Source organism: Streptomyces spiramenti (assembly GCF_012034385.1).
Lineage (GTDB): Bacteria > Actinomycetota > Actinomycetes > Streptomycetales > Streptomycetaceae > Streptomyces > Streptomyces spiramenti.
The window spans coordinates 1-16,742 of record NZ_JAAVJB010000109.1 but is presented as its reverse complement, the minus strand read 5'-3'; the positions used below and the strand labels follow the sequence as shown (position 1 = coordinate 16,742).

The 16,742-nt window shown below is 73.4% G+C and carries 15 protein-coding genes and 1 tRNA gene; 14 read left to right on the top strand and 2 right to left on the bottom strand.

Annotated features, from left to right (window positions below; translation table 11 throughout):
* Positions 1-81: 81 nt before the first annotated feature.
* From HCJ92_RS14225 to HCJ92_RS14175, 11 genes are all read left to right on the top strand, one after another.
* On the top strand, positions 82-1,296 hold the full coding sequence (locus HCJ92_RS14225) for a phenylacetate--CoA ligase family protein (RefSeq protein ID WP_167933946.1): 1,215 nt from the start codon (positions 82-84) through the stop codon (positions 1,294-1,296).
* A complete protein-coding gene (locus HCJ92_RS14220; RefSeq protein ID WP_167933945.1) occupies positions 1,293-2,120 on the top strand; it encodes an NAD(P)-binding domain-containing protein in 828 nt (275 codons plus the stop codon). Before HCJ92_RS14225 ends, HCJ92_RS14220 begins: the two co-directional genes overlap by 4 nt.
* Positions 2,121-2,175: 55 nt before the next feature.
* Positions 2,176-3,285: an iron-containing alcohol dehydrogenase gene (locus HCJ92_RS14215; RefSeq protein WP_167933944.1), complete on the top strand. Its 1,110-nt coding sequence runs from the start codon at positions 2,176-2,178 to the stop codon at positions 3,283-3,285.
* A 5-nt stretch (positions 3,286-3,290) separates the two neighbouring features.
* A complete protein-coding gene (locus tag HCJ92_RS14210) occupies positions 3,291-4,646 on the top strand; it encodes a phenylacetate--CoA ligase family protein (RefSeq protein ID WP_167933943.1) in 1,356 nt (451 codons plus the stop codon).
* The gene (locus HCJ92_RS14205; RefSeq protein WP_167933942.1) at positions 4,643-5,818 is read left to right on the top strand and encodes a BtrH N-terminal domain-containing protein; all 1,176 of its coding nucleotides are present in this window, start codon (positions 4,643-4,645) and stop codon (positions 5,816-5,818) included. Before HCJ92_RS14210 ends, HCJ92_RS14205 begins: the two co-directional genes overlap by 4 nt.
* A 45-nt stretch (positions 5,819-5,863) precedes the next feature.
* Positions 5,864-7,384 carry a coproporphyrinogen-III oxidase family protein gene (locus HCJ92_RS14200; protein ID WP_167933941.1) on the top strand — a complete coding sequence of 507 codons (1,521 nt, stop codon included), beginning with the start codon at positions 5,864-5,866 and terminating at the stop codon, positions 7,382-7,384.
* The gene (locus HCJ92_RS14195) at positions 7,374-8,120 is read left to right on the top strand and encodes a class I SAM-dependent methyltransferase (protein ID WP_245240871.1); all 747 of its coding nucleotides are present in this window, start codon (positions 7,374-7,376) and stop codon (positions 8,118-8,120) included. Before HCJ92_RS14200 ends, HCJ92_RS14195 begins: the two co-directional genes overlap by 11 nt.
* A gap of 91 nt (positions 8,121-8,211) precedes the next feature.
* Complete coding sequence (locus HCJ92_RS14190) at positions 8,212-9,144, top strand: carbon-nitrogen hydrolase family protein (RefSeq protein WP_167933940.1); 933 nt, start codon at positions 8,212-8,214, stop codon at positions 9,142-9,144.
* Between the two features lie 86 nt (positions 9,145-9,230).
* Positions 9,231-9,881 carry a class I SAM-dependent methyltransferase gene (locus tag HCJ92_RS14185; RefSeq protein ID WP_338054179.1) on the top strand — a complete coding sequence of 217 codons (651 nt, stop codon included), beginning with the start codon at positions 9,231-9,233 and terminating at the stop codon, positions 9,879-9,881.
* Positions 9,878-12,286, top strand: a complete 2,409-nt coding sequence (locus tag HCJ92_RS14180) for a DHA2 family efflux MFS transporter permease subunit (RefSeq protein WP_167933939.1) — start codon at positions 9,878-9,880, stop codon at positions 12,284-12,286. Before HCJ92_RS14185 ends, HCJ92_RS14180 begins: the two co-directional genes overlap by 4 nt.
* Before the next feature lie 142 nt (positions 12,287-12,428).
* A complete protein-coding gene (locus HCJ92_RS14175) occupies positions 12,429-13,034 on the top strand; it encodes a GyrI-like domain-containing protein (protein ID WP_167933938.1) in 606 nt (201 codons plus the stop codon).
* Between the two features lie 134 nt (positions 13,035-13,168).
* On the opposite strand, the gene HCJ92_RS14170 is transcribed toward HCJ92_RS14175, so the two are convergent.
* On the bottom strand, positions 13,169-13,981 hold the full coding sequence (locus HCJ92_RS14170) for an AraC family transcriptional regulator (protein WP_167933937.1): 813 nt from the start codon (positions 13,979-13,981) through the stop codon (positions 13,169-13,171).
* 37 nt (positions 13,982-14,018) lie between these two features.
* On the opposite strand from HCJ92_RS14170, the gene HCJ92_RS14165 reads away from it, so the two are divergent.
* Together HCJ92_RS14165 and HCJ92_RS14160 are read left to right on the top strand one after the other, a co-directional pair.
* Positions 14,019-14,306 (top strand): hypothetical protein, encoded by a 288-nt coding sequence (locus HCJ92_RS14165; RefSeq protein ID WP_167933936.1) that lies wholly within the window; start codon positions 14,019-14,021, stop codon positions 14,304-14,306.
* A 345-nt stretch (positions 14,307-14,651) separates the two neighbouring features.
* Positions 14,652-15,731, top strand: coding sequence for a DNA polymerase III subunit beta family protein (locus tag HCJ92_RS14160; protein ID WP_338054178.1), 1,080 nt, complete (start codon positions 14,652-14,654; stop codon positions 15,729-15,731).
* A gap of 208 nt (positions 15,732-15,939) precedes the next feature.
* Here the strand turns inward: HCJ92_RS14160 and HCJ92_RS14155 are convergent.
* Positions 15,940-16,011: transfer RNA gene (locus HCJ92_RS14155), tRNA-Arg, on the bottom strand.
* A 126-nt stretch (positions 16,012-16,137) separates the two neighbouring features.
* Here HCJ92_RS14155 and HCJ92_RS14150 point away from each other — a divergent pair.
* Positions 16,138-16,545, top strand: coding sequence for a response regulator (locus HCJ92_RS14150; RefSeq protein WP_167933935.1), 408 nt, complete (start codon positions 16,138-16,140; stop codon positions 16,543-16,545).
* Positions 16,546-16,742: the final 197 nt, after the last annotated feature.

Below are 16,742 nucleotides of genomic sequence, written 5' to 3'. Positions count from 1 at the left end.
CGACGGCGTCGAGCCCGACGCCGCGGGCGAGGGGCGTGCGCCCGGACCCGCGCGCGAGGACGGGGACGGGGGCCGGGGACGATGACCGCCGCGGAACGCCCCGCCGCGGGGCCGGCCGCCGAGCACCTGCGGTACGCCCTCGACCGGTCCCCGTACTACCGGCGCGTCCGAGCCGACCGGGCCGGTACGCACCCCGTGGCCCTGGACGAGCTGCCGCTGACCACCCCTGAGGAGGTGGCGGCGGCGGGACCGCTCGGCCTGAACGCCGTCGAGCACCCCCGCATCGCGCGGTACGCCGAGTCACGGGACCACCTCGGCCGTGTCCTGGGGGCAGCCGCCACCGCCGCCGACCTGCGCCGGGTCACCGCCGCCATGGCGGACGCGCTCCGCGCCCACGCGGGCCCCGCGGACCTGGCGTTCGTCGCCGTCCCCTACGAGCTGTCCGGGGGCGCGCAGGACACCGACCGGGCGCTGGCCGCCCTCGGAGCGGGCGTGGTCGGCGTGGGCGCGCTCTCCCCGGTCTGCCCACCGGAACGCACCGCGGCACTCGTCGCCGCGCTGCGGCCGAGCGTCCTGGCCACCACCCCGGACCGCGCCCTGGCCACCCACGCCCGGCTGACCGCCACCGGGCACGTCCCCCGCGCGCTCGGCCAGCGGGTCCACCTCTACCTCGGCGGCGCCTGCGCCCCGGTCCGCGCCGCCCGGGTGGCGGAGCTGTGGGGCGCCACAGCCGCCTGGGCCTACGGGTCGGCGCTGACCCCGGCAGCCGGGCTGCCCTGCGCCGCCGGCACCGCCCACCTGACGACCGCGCTCTACCACGCGGAGGTGGTCGACCCCGACGGGACCGCCGCCGTGCCCGACGGCGCGTGCGGCGAACTGGTCCTCACCACGCTCGCCGCCGAGGCCACCCCGCTGCTGCGCTACCGCACCGGCGACCTGGTCCGCCTCGCGCGCTGCGGCTGCGGGGACCCGCGCCCCGCCCTGGAGCAGCACGGTCGGGTCGAGGACCGGTGGCGGCCGTCGACCGGCCCGGCCCGCACCGCCGTCGAGCTGGAGCAGACCGCGCTCACCACGCCCGGGACCGGGCTGTACTGCGTCACCGGCCGGTCCGCCGGACGGCCGACCGCGCTCCTGGACGACGCCACCGACGACACCCGCCGCGACGTGGCCCGCGCGCTGCGCGCCCTCACCGGCGCCCCGTGGGAGGTCGGCACCGCGGACCGCGGCACCTTCCTCGCCGCCGCCGCCCGCGCGGGACGCCGCCGCCTGCACCCCGGTGACCTGGAGGACGTATGACCGCCCCGCCCCCGCCGCCCGCCCGCCGCGCCTTCGACGGTCCACCGCGCCACCGCCCGGCCGTCGGCGTCCTGGGCACCGGCCGCCTCGGTCGAGCCCTCGCGGCCCGGCTCGCCGGCCGCGGCGGACTCGCCGTCGGCGACCGGGACCGGGAGACCGCGACGACCCTCGGCGCTGAGCTGGGAGTGCCGGCGCTGCCACCGGACGAACTGGCCTACCGGAGCGAGGTGGTGCTGGTCTGCGTGCCGCCACCGGCCGTCGCCGCCGCCATCGCCTCCTGCCTGCGCGGGGGAGCCCCCCGCCCCGCGGGGACCGTCTTCGCCAACCTCGCCACGTCGCTGCCCACCGGCACCCTGCGCCGGGACCCGGTCCTCCACCGGGCGACGGTCGTCGGACTCAAGCCCGTCTGCCAGTTCACCGCCGTCGCCCACGGCGTGCCGACGCCCTTCCTCACCGCCGCGGCCGACCACCTCCCGCTGCTGCGGGCGGCCGTCGGCGACCTCGGCCCCGTCCTCCTGACCGACGAACACGCCGAGGACTCCGTCGGCGCCGTCAACCGCGCCGCCACCCTCGCCGCGCTGCGCGCCTGCACCGCGCTCCGCGCCGAACTCGCGGCGCTCGCCACCGCGCCCGAGGTGGTCGACGCCGCCGTCGGCAACGTGCTCGCCGGCACCGCCCTGGACTTCCCGCCCGACCCGGGCAACGGCTACACGGCGGCGCTGCTGCGCGAGCTGGCCGCCCCCGCCGCGGTCACCGCCATCAACACACCCGCCGCCGCGCCGCGTTCCGTTGGCGGCGCCGGTCATCCCGCCGCCCGCCCGTAGTCCCGCCGCACCGCGCGCCGCCAAGCTGACCCGAGACCACGAGGAGGTACGGCACGTGGCACACCCGACGCTTCAGGAACTGACCACAGGTGTGACGCCGAGCAGCCCCTACTACCTCGGCGAGGGCATCACCGACCTGCTGCCGGAGAAGCTCGCCGCCCACCGGTTCGACGACCTCTTCCTGGTGTGCGGCGAGGGCGTCCGTGACCTGCTGGCCCGTCCGCTGGCCCGGCGTCTGGAGGCCGCCGGGCTGCCGGTCACCCTCCTCGTCGTCCCGGAGGGCGAGCGGAACAAGAGCTGGGCCGGCCTGACGGAGCTGTGCGAACGGCTGGTCCAGGCCGGTGCCACCCGGCAGTCCGTCGTCCTCGCCCTGGGCGGCGGCATGGTCAGCAACCTGACCGGGATGGCCGCGGGACTGCTCTACCGGGGCATCCGTTACGTGGACGTCCCCACGACGCTGCTCGGCCTCACCGACGGCACCCTCAGCAACAAGCAGGCCGTCAACGGCCGCGGTGGGAAGAACCAGTTCGGCCTCTACCACCCGCCGCTGTTCGTCTGGGCCGACGTGGCCCACCTGCGGTCCGAGCCGGTCGCCGGCCACCGCAGCGGCCTGGTCGAGGCGGTCAAGAACGGACTCGTCCACGACGCCGACTGGTTCGACCGGCTCGCCGGGCGGCTCACTCCCGACCTGCGGGCCGTCCACGACGACCTGCTGGACACCTGCCACCTGATCGTCCGCTCCAAGCTGGCCGTCCTCGCCACCGACCCGACCGAGCGCTCCCGCGCCGTGGTCCTGGAGTACGGCCACACCGTCGGCCACGCGGTCGAGTTCCTCTGCGGGGACCTGCCGCACGGCGTCGCGGTCGGCATCGGGATGTGCGCCGCCGCCCGCGTCGGGGTCCGGCTCGGCATCACCCCGCCGGAGGTCCTCGACCGGCAGGAGTGGGTGCTCGGCGAACGCCTCGGGCTGCCCGTCCGGCTGCCGCCGCGGTGCACACCCGAACGCGTCCTCGGCATCATCCGCACCGACAACAAGCGCCGTTCCAGCGAGGAGACCCGGCTGATCCTGCTCGCCGCCGTCGGCCGGGTCCACACCGGACCCGACGGCGACGTCGAGACGCCGGTGCCCGAGTCCGTCCTCAAGACCGTGCTCCAGGAGGGCTGAGCGCCATGGCGATCCTCGACCGCACCACCACCCCCCGACGGGCCGCACCGCCGTCGCCCCGCGACCGGTACTGCGCCCTGCGCGACGCCGCTCTGGCCGAACTCGACGCCTTCGAGGGGCTGGGCCGCGAGGCGGTCCGGCCCTGGCAGCTGGCGCGGCTCCATGAGCAGGTCGCCCACGCCCGGCGGAACTCGCCCTTCTACCGTCACCATCTCGCCGGCCTGCCCGCCGACACCGGCGGCGAGGACCCCGCGCTGCTGCCGTTCACCACCAAGGACGACCTGCGCCGGGGCTACCCCCTGGAGCTCCTCGCCGTCCCGCCCTCCGACGTCGCCCGCTACGGCGAGTCCACCGGGACCACCGGCTCGCCCACCTCCTCCGCCATCACCTACCAGGACTGGGTGCGCGGCAACGTCTCCACCGAACGGTCCCTGGCCCACCGCTTCGGCCCCGGCGACCTCGTCTTCGTCGCCATCCCCTACGAACTCTCCTTCGCCGCCTACGATCTGGACCGCGCCCTGGAGACCGTGGGAGCCGCCGTCGTCGGCACCGGCATCCTCTCCGCGGTCTGCCCCGTCGAACGCACCGCGCGGATGATCGCCACCCTCCGGCCGGCCGGGATCGTCTGCTCGCCCACCCGCGCGCTCCGCCTCCACGACCTCCTCCGCGAGGCGGGACACGACCCCGCCGCCCTCGGCGTGCGGACCGTGCTCTACGTCGGGGAGACCTGCTCGCCCGCCAAGCTGGCGAAGATCGCCCGCCTCTGGCAGGCGGACCTCGTCCCCGCCTACGGCACCACCGAGACCAACTCCCTCGCCCTCAGCTGCGAGCGGGGCCGCGCCCACCTCACCGAGGACCGCCACCTCTTCGAGGTGCTCGACCCCGCCACCGGCGCCCCGCTCCGCCCCGGGGCGACGGGAGAGCTCGTGCTCTCCACTCTCGTCGCCCAGGCGATGCCCCTGCTGCGCTACCGCACCGGCGACCTCGTCTCCCGCGACCCGGACCCCTGCCCCTGCGGCAGCGTCCGCGCGACCGTCCGCCACCACGGCAGGGTCGGCGACCGGCTCCTCGTCGCGGGCCGCTCCCTGGACCGGCTGGACCTGGAGGAAGCGGTGCTCTCGGTACCCGGAACCGGCCTCTACTACGCCGCGGGCGTCGAGGAGGAGCGGCTGCGGCTGCGTGTCGAGTGCCCCGACCGCCCCGCCCGGCAGGTGTGCGCCGAGGTCGCCGAACGCGTCCACGTCCGCCTCGGCGTCACCCCCGAGGTCACCGAGGTCGACCGGGCCACCGTCGGCCGCGCCATGGACGCCATGCTCAAGCCCGGCAACCTCACCCTCGCGGACCTGGATGCGGCCCGATGACCGGCCGGCGCACCGCCCCCGGCGCCGGCGGGCCGCTGGTCGCCGACCCCGGCGAGTTCGGCGGCGCCCACTGCGAGACCGCCGCACTGCGCAAGCAACTCCTCACCCACGGCGTGGACATCAGCGAGCCGCTGCTCCTCGGCCTGGGCGGCGGCATCGGCTTCTGGTACCAGCCGGCCGCCCCCGGCGGGCCCTCCCGCAGCATGACCTCCACCCGCAACGGCCCCTTCCCGGTCTTCACCACCCGCATGTGCCGGGCCCTCGGCCTGGAGCTGACCGTGCACCGCACCGACGACCCCGCGACGGCACGGCGGCGGCTGCACGAGGAACTCGCCGCGGGCCGACCCGTCATCGCCTACGTCGACCTCTTCCACCTGCCCTGGTTCCAGGCGAGCCGCCACTTCGGCGGCCACGCCGTGGTGGTCTTCGCGACCGACGAGGAGACCGGAACCACCTGGCTCTCCGACCGCTGTCCCGGCCCGCTCGCCGTGGACGCCACCACCCTCGCCACCGCCCGCGCCTCCGGCCACCACCCGTTCCCCCCGTCCCACGCCTGGCTCTCCGCCGACTGGGCCGCGGCACGCCTCCCCGACGCCGACGGCTTCCGCCGGGCCGTCCACCGCTGCGCCCAGGCGCTGACCCGGCCCGCACCGCCCAACGAGGGGCTCGCCGGCCTCGCCGCCTTCGCCGCCGAACTGACCCGGGACATCCGCACCGCGCCCGCCGACCGTGTCGTCGACAGACTCACCGCGGCGCACATCGACTTCGAGTACGCCGGCACCGGCGGCCGGGGCTTCCGCGACCTCTACCGGCAGTTCCTCACCGAGGCGCGCCCCTGGCTCGACGGGCCCGCGCTGACCGACGCCCTCGCCGCCGCCGACGACGCCCGCGCCGCCTGGGCGGCCCTGGACGACCTGCTGGTCCCCGACACCGGCCCCGCCGGGAGGGAGCTGCGCGCGACCTACCGGCGACGCGAACGCTACCTCCGCCGCGGCACCACCGACAGCCTCCGGCGCGCCGCGGGCCACACCGCCCGGCTGCCGGAGCTGCGGGCCGCCGCCGCCGACGAGGTCGGGCCCCACCGCGACCGCCTCGCCGAGGAGACCGGCGCCGCGTTCCGGCACCTGTTGCGCACCGAACACACCCTGGCCCGGGCGCTGCTGCGCGTCTGAGCCGTCAGCCGACCCCATCAGCCCCACCACGAGAAGAGGGCAGCGATGACCGACCAGACCGGCGCCACCGCGTCGCAGGAGACCATCACCCGCAACTTCCTGGACACGCCCAGCTTCTGGCGCCAGTACCCCGACCGGGACATCGAGTTCGTCCGCTGGTACCCGTGCGACATCGGTCCGCTGACCCCGGAGCAGATGTTCGCGAAGGTCGAGAAGCGACCCCGCACCGTCTCGTTCTACCTGCACATCCCCTTCTGCAACCAGGTCTGCACCAGCTGCCCGTACAACAAGCTCCACACCAGGAACACCCTGGTCACCGACTACCTGGAGGCGCTCAAGGCGGAGATCCTGCTGTACTCCCGCCTCGGCTACCTCGACGGCGTGAAGTTCTCCTCCGGCTACCTCGGCGGCGGCACCCCCACCACCCTGCGGGCGGAGCAGCTGGACGACCTCCTCGGCTTCCTCCGTCGCCACCTGGAGTTCACCGACGACTACACCGTCACCATCGAGAGCACCCCCGTCGACATCGACCAGCGCAAGATCGACGCCCTCCTCGCCAACGGCGTCAACCGCGTCAGCATGGGCGTGCAGACCTTCCACGACCCGCTGCTGCGCTACCTCGGGCGCGCTCGCGCCCACACCGGCGAATCCGCGCTGCGCACCATCGAACTGCTGGACCGCAACGGCATGGAGAACATCTGCATCGACTTCATGATCGGCATCCCCGGGCAGACCCCCGAGCTCTGGGCCGCCGACATCGAGACGCTCACCAGCATCCCGGTGACCTCGTTCTCCGTGTACAACTACGCGGTCCTCCCCGGCTCCGAGGCGTTCTTCGCGGTGCAGAGCGGCATCACCCCGCCGTGCCCGAGCACCAAGGAAGCCGACGCCATGTACCACTACATGCACGAGGAGCTGCTCTCCAAGAACTACCTCGCGCTGACGTACAACGACTTCGCCGAGCCGATGCGGCCCGAGTGGGAGGCGAAGGGCGCGCGGACCTTCCCGATCCTCCCCGACGGCTCCAAGCCCTACCGGGGGCTGCGGGCGGAGACCCTCTCCCTGACCGACCACCTCGCGCAGGTCTGGGGACGCTGCGGCGACATGGTCGCCATCGGGTCGGGCGCCTATGGCTACCTCAACAACCACCTGTACTGCACCGAACCGGACATCAACCGCTACATCGAGACCGTCCGCGCCGGCCGCATCCCCGCCGTCATGGGCGCGTACACCGACGAGCACGAACGGCGCTGCCGCAGCCTCGTCCTGGGGCTGAAGCTGCTGCGCGTCAGCCGCTCCGAGTACCGCGACCGCCACGGGGTCGACCCCTACGAGTACTTCACGGAGAAGATCGACGACCTCGTCGCCAAAGGGCTGCTGACCGTCACCGAGGACACCCTCCAGGTGACCTACCCCAAGGGCTGGCACTACATCGACAACATCTCCAAGACGTTCTACTCCGAGGCCAACCACCGGCTGCCCCAGCCCTCCTCGGCCAGCACCGAGATCCTCAACTGGCAGGTCCGACCCGAGCACGGAAGGCGGTCGCTGAACATTGTCCGGTGAACCCACCCGCATCTTCGACCTCGACCGGCGGGTCAGCGGCCCGGACCCGTTCACCGAGGTCGAGAAGTGCCGGGACTTCGACCGCACCATGCGGACCCAGCTGATCATCCCGATGCAGCACCTGATGAAGCTGCTCGCCCCCTACGTCTCCGACGCCGAGCAGGTCCTGGAGGTCGGCTGCGGCCCCGGCGTGGTGTCGCTTCGGCTCGCCGCCCTCCACAAGCAGGCCGAGTTCACCGCCGTGGACGCCAACGACCGGTTCCTGGAGGTCGCGCGCGAGAACGCGGTCTTCGCCAACCTCGTCAACTACGGCGGCCGGTTCACCTGCGACTGGTCCCACAGCACCCGGCTGCCCTTCGAGGACGACTCCTTCGACGTCGTCTTCAGCTTCTGCGCTGTGCCCCGCTGGTCGCGCCCGGCGATGACCATCGCCGAGTGCGCCCGCGTCTGCCGGCCGGGCGGCACCGTGGTCGTCTACGACCTCGCCCGCGACGCCGACGAGGGCATGATCTCGTTCGTCCTCCAGTACTCCGCCGGTGAGGCCGACCAGTTCATGCGCTCGCTGCGCAGCGGCTACACCGTCCCCGAGATGCGGGAACTCCTCGCCGGCCTCGGCCTCGACGACTGGTCCGTCGCCCGGGAGGGCATCAACCTCGTCGTCTCCTCGCGCCCGCTGGGCGTCGACTACGCGGTGGGGGAGCCAGGCATCTACGAGGACATCTTCACCGAGCGGTGACCAGGCCCGGGTGCGCCGCCGGGCGGACCCCTCCCCGTACCTGCCCGGCGCCGCGCCCGCCCCTCCAAGCCGACCCGACACGGGAGTCCGCATGGAACCGACACGCCACCCCCGGGTCGCCCTGCTGCAGACCCGCTGGCGCGACGACCCCGACGCCAACCTCCGACAGGCCGTCGAGATGCTCGAATCACTCCAGGACGGCACCCACCTCGCCGTCCTCCCCGAGTTCTTCCTCGGCCCACCCTTCTACTTCCCCGGCCGCCAGCACCTGCGTGGCGTGGTGGACCATCCGATCCCCGACCCCCTCTTCGACCTGCTGGGCGACATCGCCCGCCGCAAGGGCTGCTGGATCATCTGCGGCTCCGTCATCGAACGCACCGACGACGGGACCTACCACAACACCGCGGTGGTCCTCGACGACAGCGGCGCCGTCGTCGCCAAGGTGCGCAAGGTCCACCTGTTCTCCGCGGAGTTCGTCGCGCTGCGCCCCGGCGACGAGGCGGTGGTCCTCGACACCCCGTTCGGGCGGCTCGGGATCTGCGTCTGCTCCGACTTCTGGATCCAGGAGATGCCCCGCCTGCTGGCCCTCAAGGGCGCCGAGATCATCGCGGTGCCCGCCGCCGCGCTCCGCGGCAACCTGCCCGCCACCAAGCCGTGCGTCCTGGCCACCGCCGTCTTCAACGCCTCCGACGTGCTCTACGTCGGGAGCGTCGGCACGGCCGCCGGTGAACGCGGCGGCAGGACCGTCACCATCGACCTCGCCGGCCACAGCACCGTCGCCACCCCCGACGGCATCCTCGCCGAACTCGACGAGGAGGAAGCCGTCCTCTACGCCGACCTCGACCTCGAACGGCTCGCCGAACTGCGCCGCATCGACCTCTCCTTCCAGGAGACCGCCTACTTCGGCCTGCACGGCCGCCGCCCCGAGCTCTACGAGCCGCTGACCGCACACGGAGAGGGCGTCACGGGGCTCGGCCCGGTCCTCGCCGACTACTTCCGGCGGCAACTGAAGGAGACCTTCTGACGCCTGCCCGGCAACGGGCCGAGGCCAGAGGGGACGCACCAGAGAAGGGCCCAGCGCCCGACCGACCGGACCGTGAGGAGAGAGCCGTGCACCTGCTCGGCACCACCGGCATCGACTGGAACCGGACCTACGAGAGCGGGCAGTACGCCCACTTCTGGGAGATCGCCCACCCCTCGCAGGAGCTGGTGGGTTTCCTGGCCGCACGCCCGGCGGGCGACGGCAGGACCGCCGTCGACCTCGGCTGCGGCACCGGCAGCGACGTCATCGAGCTGGCCCGCCAGGGGTACCGGGCCACCGGCTTCGACCTCAGCCCCGCCGCCGTCCGCATCGCGACCGGACGCGCCCGGGAGCAGCAGGTCCAGGCCGAGTACCGGGTCGCGGACGTCCTCGCCCTGCCCCTCGCCGACGGCAGCGTCGACCTCGTCGTGGACCGCGGCTGCTTCCACCACCTGGGCGATGAGGACCGCGCACGGTACGCCGCGGAGGTCGGCCGGGTGCTGCGCCCCGGCGGCGAACTCCTCCTGCGCGGCGTGCGGTACACGACCTTCCCCTTCAAGGCGGTCACCGCCGCGTCGCTGGCGGCCGTCTTCCCGCCCGTCGGCCTCGTCGTGGACCGGGTCGTCCCTGCCCTGCTCACCACCGACGCCACCTCACTGGAGAAGAACGTCTGCCTGCTGCACAAGGCCGGCGCCGATGCCGATGCCGCCGCGACCGGCGCCGCGGGCGGCGGCTCGTGACGCCCGACGCGGCGCCGGGGAGCCGCCCCGAACCCGCCCCGCCGGACGGCCCGGAGACCGCGGCGCCGCCGGAGACGGTCGAGCGCAACCCGTGGCCGATCCTCGGCGTGCTGACCATCGGCCTCTTCATGACCCTCCTCGACCTCACCATCGTCAACATCGCCTTCCCCAGCGTCATCACCGACCTGGGGGCGACCCTGGACGAGGGGCTGTGGGTCTTCAGCGCCTACATCCTGGTCTTCGCGACACTGCTGATCCTCGGCGGCAGACTCGGCGACACCTTCGGACCCCGGCGGATCTACCTCGTCGGCCTGGTCGTCTTCGTCCTGGCCTCTCTCGCCTGCGGGATCGCCGACGACGCCGCCGTGCTGATCGCCGCGCGCGCCGTGCAGGGCCTCGGCGGCGCGCTGATCGCGCCCCAACTGCTGCCGATCACGGCGGCGGTCTTCCCGCCGTCGAAGTGGGGCGCGGCGTTCGGCCTCTCCGCCGCGCTGTCCGGGCTCGCGATCCTCGCCGGCCCCACGCTCGGCGGCGTCATCGTCAACTACCTGAGCTGGCGGTGGATCTTCCTGATAAACCTGCCCATCGGGCTGCTCACCCTGGTGCTGGTACTGCGCGTCGTCCCCGACCTGCGGCCGGGCCGACGGCACTCCTTCGGCCTCGGCTCCACGGCGCTGCTCATCGCGGGGCTCGGCGCCTGCTGCTTCGCCCTCATCGAGGGGGAGCGCCTGGACTGGTCCCCGCTGGTGTGGACGCTGCTGGTGACGGGCGTCGCGCTCACGGCGCTCTTCGGCCTCGTGCAGCGCCGCGGCCAGGGACGCGGGGCGCTGGTCCCCTTCGAGCTGTTCCGCAGCCGGAACTTCGCACCGATGACCGCGGTGCTGGCCGTCACCGGCTTCGGCATGCTCGGCGCCTTCCTGCCGCTGACCATCTACCTCCAGGCCATCCTCCAGATGAGCCCGCTGCGGGCCGGACTCACCATCGCGGCGATGCCGTTGACCTCCACCCTCGTCGCCGGGATCGCGGGGCGCCTGGCGGACCGGTACGGCGGGCGGAGGTTCCTGCTCGGCGGCCTCACCTCGTTCCTCGTGGGGATCGTGCTGCTCGCCGCGGTCAGCACACCCGACGCCACCACCTGGCAGCTGGTCGGGCCGCTGGCGGTGATGGGGCTGGGGACCGGCCTGATCTTCGCGCCGCTCTTCGCCGTCGCCTTCACCGGCCTGGACCCCGGGCTCTCCGGGGCCGCCTCCGGAGTGATCAACACCGCGCAGGAGCTCGGCGGCCTCATCGCCACGGCGATCGTCGGCGCGATCCTCCAGGCGCGGCTGGTGGCCGGGATGCGCGCCTGGGTGGACGAGCAGGCCCAGGCCGTCCCGGAGGCGGGCCGCGAGGAGTTCCGCGCCGCCTTCGATCCGCTGGTCAGCGGCGGGGTCGACCTGACCACCTCCGGCCCGGGCGCCGTGCCCGAGGGCACCGACCCCGAGCAGGTGCAGGCCACCATGACCGCCTTCGCGGACGCCTTCGTCTCCGCGATGCGTGAGGCGTACGCCGCTCCGGTGGTGGTGCTGCTGGTCGGTATCGCGATCGTCCTGTTCGTCCGTCTCGCCCCGGCGGCGTCCGCCGGGGCACCCGCCGGACCGGGCGCCCCGCCCGGAGCCGTGCCCCGCACCGCGGCCCGCCGCGACGAGGAGAGGAAAGCCGTGCAGCAGCAGAACACCACCGGGACGACCGTCGTCGGCCTGTACCAGATCGCGCCCGGCAAGGAGGCCGAGATCCTCGCCGCGATCGGCCGCCACTGGCCGGCGCTCGACCGCCACGGCCTGGTCACCGAGGCACCCGCCCGGGTCTATGTGGGCGACTGGGGCGACGGCCGGTTCGCCCTGGAGATCGCCACGTGGAAGAGCGACGAGGCCCTCCACTCGGCGTTCTCCCTGCCGGAGGTCACCGCGATCTGGCAGGAGATCAAGGAGCTCACGGCGGACCGCAACGGTCGGGACGGGGTCGAGTACCCCGCCGTCACCGCCCTGCCGGCCTTCGCCGACCTGCCGGACCAGCGCCACGACGGGCCGTACGCCACGGGCGTCGCCGTTCACCAGATCCGCCCCGAGCACGTCGAGTCGATGCGCGGGCTGCTGGCGGAGGAGTACGAGGTGCTGCTCGCCGAGGGGTTCGTCCCGCGCCACCGCCCGCAGGCCTATCTCGGAAAGGACAAACACGGTCCGTTCTCGATCTCGGTCGTCGACTGGTACGAACCGACCGGTCCCGGAAAAGCATTCATGAACGGAAGCGTCAACGCGCTCTGGCGCCGTACCCAGGCGTACACCACCGGCAGGGCGGGACGCCCGGCCAGTGAATACCTCTGGGCGGAGCGAGCCGATTCCGCGGAGAACGCCGCCACGGACTGATACCAACCGGGGCGCGCGGCAATGTCGCGCGCCCCGCGATCGGATGCACGCCGAGTGGATTCGGCCCGGATCGGCGCCGCCGCGCGCCACCGGTCTGGAATGGTATGACCGTCCCCATTCCGTACCGGCGAGGATCAGCGACATGCCCAGTGCCACCAAGAAGATCGACTACAAGCGCGAATTCAAGGAGGTCTACTCGGCGCGCAGGAATCCTGCGATCGTCGAGGTGCCGCCGCTCAGCTATCTCACCGTCGACGGCGAGGGAGGCCCCTACGGGGACGCCTACCGGGACGCGGTCGCGTCCCTCTTCGCCATCTCCTACAAGGCGAAGTTCCTCGTCCGCGGCGACACCGGGGTGGACTTCGGCGTCATGCCGCTGGAGACGCTCTGGCACACCGACGGCGCCGACACCGGCAAGGGCTCCTGGCGCTGGTCGGCCATGATCATGCAGCCGGAGCCCGTCGACGAGGAGGTGCTGGGCCGGGCCCGGGACGCCGTCCTCGCGAAGGGGCAGCACCCGGCGGCCGACGGCGCCGTCCGCCGCGACCTTGCCGAGGGCGCCGCCGCGCAGGTGCTGTACGTCGGCCCCTACGAGGAGGAGGACCCCGTCATCGACGCGCTCCACGCCTTCATCCTGGACAACGGCGCCCGCTCGGCCGGTACCCACCACGAGATCTACCTCAACAGCCCCGACCGCACCGCCCCGGAACGCCTCCGGACCATCATCCGCCAGCCGGTCCGCCGCTGACGGCCGGAGCGCGGGCCGCGGGGCGCCCCGGCCCGCGAGGCCGGCAGGGCGCGGGGGACGGCGGCCCGGAGGGCCGGGGCCCGGGGACGGGGGAGGGCGCGTCGGCGCGCGGGTACCCCCGCCGTCCCGGCCGCTCACCGCAACGGGATGCCGACCTCCGCGATCAGCCGCGGGCCGTCCGCCGCGGGGCAGCCGTCCGGGTACGCGAAGAACGGCAGCGCCGCGGCGGGCTCCGCCAGCCCGGTCATCACGGCCGCCACCGAGAGGTGCATGTAACTGAAGGGGAGGAAGGCCAGCGGGCCGGAGTGGCGCGAGAGGAGCAGTCGCTGCTCGCTGACGACCTGGACCCCGACCCCGTTGCCCGGCCTGACGCCGCCCTCCAGGACCAGGCCCAGGTCGCAGCGGACCGGTTCACCGAGGAACCGGCCCGGGTCGTCGTGGCACAGCAGGACCGGGCGCCGCTCCGGAGCGGCGCCCGCGTCCCCCTGCCGGCCGGACCAGCGGCCGAGCCGCCGCCACAGGTGGTGTGCCTCGTCGAGCGGGCCGAAGTGCCGGAAGAAGGCGACGGTCTGCGGCGGCTGATGCACGGTCTTCAACCCGTCGCAGGACACCCCGCTCTCCGGCCAGGGGCTCTCCGCGCGCCGTGACCGTGCGCTCGCGGGGCAGCTGCCGTAGGTGTCGCGGAACGCCCTGCTGAACGCCGCCGAGGACCCGTACCCTGCCGCCAGCGCGATGTCGATGACCGGTTCCTGAGTGAAGACCAGCCGGTAGGCGGCGAGTTGGAGACGCAGTCGGCGAACGAACCGCAGCAGCGGATCCCCCGTGGCGTTACGGAAGATCCGCCGGAAGTGGTGCGGTGCGGTGTTGGTCTCGCGGGCGAGCGCGTCGACGTCCATCTCCGCCCAGCCGTCTCGGGCCCACGCCGACGCCTGACGCACGGCGCGCATGATGCGTTCGTCATTACGTGCGACCGTGTCGTGCCGCATGGCATTCCCCCACCCGTCAATCATCGTCGCGGAATGCGCGGTGGAGAGCGGTGATCGTCAGGACCCGCCGGACATCAACGCCCCCACCGGTATCTTCCGTGCTGATGTACGACAGATTCCCCACGAGATCGTATCCCATACGCTCCGAAGAGGCGGCAGTTCCGAAAAATGGTCCGTTGAACCGAGCCGGGTGGTGCGCGTCCGTGAATTCCCGATTCCCCCGGCGCGCCCGCCGAGCAATGACACCGATTTCACAACGGCGCGCACATGCGGCGCACAGTGGTGAATGGCGGAGATCAGCAGCTCCGCGGACCGGAGCGCGAGTCGGCCGTAGACGCGAGGAGGGCTTCCTTCGCCCCCTGACCGGCCGTGCGGACAGGGCGGCGGACGCAGGGGGAGAGGCGTCCCGCTCGTGAGGTGCGGTGGGGGCGCCCCGGATCGATGTCGCGACCGACCGGGACCGCCGGCCCGACGGCTCCGCTCATGTCTCTCGCGTGCGGCGTCGCCATGGGGCGCTGCGTCACGTCGCCTGCGGGTGGCGGGTGCAGGTGAGTGAGGTGCCGCTGAGCGCAGACGGCGCTGCGGGCCGGGTTTTGACCCTCGACCATGTGCAGGGCCCAGAGTGCCGGGTGTGGAGAACGAACTGTGCAGCATCGGCGAGATGGCCCGCGACAGCGGCTTGGGCGTGAGCGCCCTCCGGTTCTACGACCGCGCCGGTGTGCTGGTCCCGGCCTGGGTGGACCCCGTGAGCGGCTACCGCTGGTACGCACCCGGGCAGCTCGACGAGGCCCGGGTGCTGGCCCGCCTGCGCCGGGCAGGCATGCCGCTGGCGGACATCCGGTTGACGCTGGCCAGCTGGTCCGGTGCGGACACCGAACTGGTCCGGAAGTTGCTCATGACGCATCAGCGCCGCCTCGAAAGAGGGCTGGCCGAGGCCCGCAGCGAGTTCTCCTCACTCCGAGCGCTACTCGACCACAGGGAGAACACCATGACGTCGCTCCGCATCCCCACCGCCCGGTTGTCCGTTGCCGCGCCCGAGCTCGCAGCCGCGCTGGACGCCGTCCGTTTCGCGGTCGGCACCGACCCCGAGCTGCCCATCCTCGGCGGCGTTCTGTTCGACATCGAGGGGGCGACTCTCCGCGTCGTGGCCACCGACCGGTACCGACTGGCTGTCGCGAGGGCCGCAGTCGACGAACACGACGGGAGCCGCGCGCAGGTCGTCGTGCCGGCCCCGCTCGTCGACGCGATGCGGGCGTTGTCGGACGGCGAGGGGCGCGTGCGGCTCGCCGTCGGCGGTGGTCGCTTGACGCTGGAGGCCGGGGGCAGGGAAGCGGCCGGGGAGTGCCTCGACGGTGGCTTCCCGGACTACCGCGTGCTCCTGCCGGCGGCAGGCGGTCGCCGTGCCCACGTCGAGGTGGCGGCTTTCCGAACGGCCCTGGAGACCGGCCCGGTACGTTCCGGTGAGGCGGGAGGGGCCGACCTCAGCGTGCTCACGGTGGAGCAGGGCGGCACGGTGGCGGTCTGCTCGGACAGCGACGACCACCCGAGCCGTGTCGCGGTCAACCGCGACTTCCTGTTGGACGCCCTTGCCGCCGGAGCGAGGGATCGACTGCTGCTGGAAGTCGGCGGTCCCACCGCGCCGATCGCGATCCGCCGACCCGACGACGAGAACGCCTTCTCGATCCTGATGCCGGTCCGCCTGGAAGAGTGACCGGGCAGTCGGCGCGCGCCCTCGGCACAGGCGACCACGGGTGAGCTGGTGTTCCACGGGGCCGACTGGGGAGTCACGGTCTTCCGCCGGTCCCCGCGAGGTCGAGGCCGCCCACCCCCGCCGTTCCCCGGGGAACGGTCGAACATACGCCAAGACCCCGCTCTCAGCGGAAAGCTGATTGCGGGGTCTTTGGGCACTTCCTGCGAAGTGCCCCCGGCAGGATTCGAACCTGCGCACACGGCTCCGGAGGCCGTTGCTCTATCCCCTGAGCTACGGGGGCGTCGTCACCGCTTCTCGCGGCGACGGAAGGAACACTACCAGCTCGTCCACGGCCCCCCGCACCACGGTTTCACCAGTTGGTGGAAAGCGCGTACAAGGGACGAGCAGCCCACCTAACCTGAGGAATGTGCCTGGGGCCTGCGGCCGGGTGCTGGTGGTCGATGACAGCCAGGTGATCCGGCAACTCATGAGGGTCATCCTCGAACTTGACGGGTTCGAGGTCATGACCGCGAACGACGGTGTCGACTGCCTGGAGAACGTGCGCGGACTGCGCCCCGACCTCATCACCCTCGACGTGGTGATGCCGCGCCTCGACGGTCTGACCACCGCCGAACGGCTGCGCGACGCCCCCGACACCGGTGCCATCCCGCTCATGCTGGTCACCGCCACCCCGGTCGGTCCGCAGCCGCTCCCGGTGGACGCGGTCGTCCCCAAGCCCTTCGACCCGCACGAGCTGCTGGGTCACGCGCGGCACCTGGCGCGCGGCGCGGCCCGCCCGGCACCCGTCCGGTTGGCAAGATCGCTCGCCGGGTGACGCGGTGCGTCTCGTAGGCTGCCCCACATGACCCCGACCCAGCTCGCCGACGCCGTGCTGCGCTCCGTGCGCGACGCCGCGGACGCCGGTGAGCTGCCCGCCGGTACCGCGAGCGGTGCCGACGACGCGCTGTTGCGGCGCCCGCCCCACGGCGACGCCGACTGGTCGACCGGCATCGCGCTGCGGCTCGCGGGCCC

Bases quoted from the DNA above. Each gene is read 5' to 3' on its own strand.
- HCJ92_RS14225 (WP_167933946.1), top strand. From the start codon at position 82: ATGACCGCCGCGGAACGCCCCGCCGCGGGGCCGGCCGCCGAGCACCTG.
- HCJ92_RS14220 (WP_167933945.1), top strand. From the start codon at position 1,293: ATGACCGCCCCGCCCCCGCCGCCCGCCCGCCGCGCCTTCGACGGTCCA.
- HCJ92_RS14210 (WP_167933943.1), top strand. From the start codon at position 3,291: ATGGCGATCCTCGACCGCACCACCACCCCCCGACGGGCCGCACCGCCG.
- HCJ92_RS14205 (WP_167933942.1), top strand. From the start codon at position 4,643: ATGACCGGCCGGCGCACCGCCCCCGGCGCCGGCGGGCCGCTGGTCGCC.
- HCJ92_RS14200 (WP_167933941.1), top strand. From the start codon at position 5,864: ATGACCGACCAGACCGGCGCCACCGCGTCGCAGGAGACCATCACCCGC.
- HCJ92_RS14190 (WP_167933940.1), top strand. From the start codon at position 8,212: ATGGAACCGACACGCCACCCCCGGGTCGCCCTGCTGCAGACCCGCTGG.
- HCJ92_RS14175 (WP_167933938.1), top strand. From the start codon at position 12,429: ATGCCCAGTGCCACCAAGAAGATCGACTACAAGCGCGAATTCAAGGAG.
- HCJ92_RS14170 (WP_167933937.1), bottom strand. From the start codon at position 13,981: ATGCGCGCCGTGCGTCAGGCGTCGGCGTGGGCCCGAGACGGCTGGGCG.
- HCJ92_RS14165 (WP_167933936.1), top strand. From the start codon at position 14,019: ATGGCATTCCCCCACCCGTCAATCATCGTCGCGGAATGCGCGGTGGAG.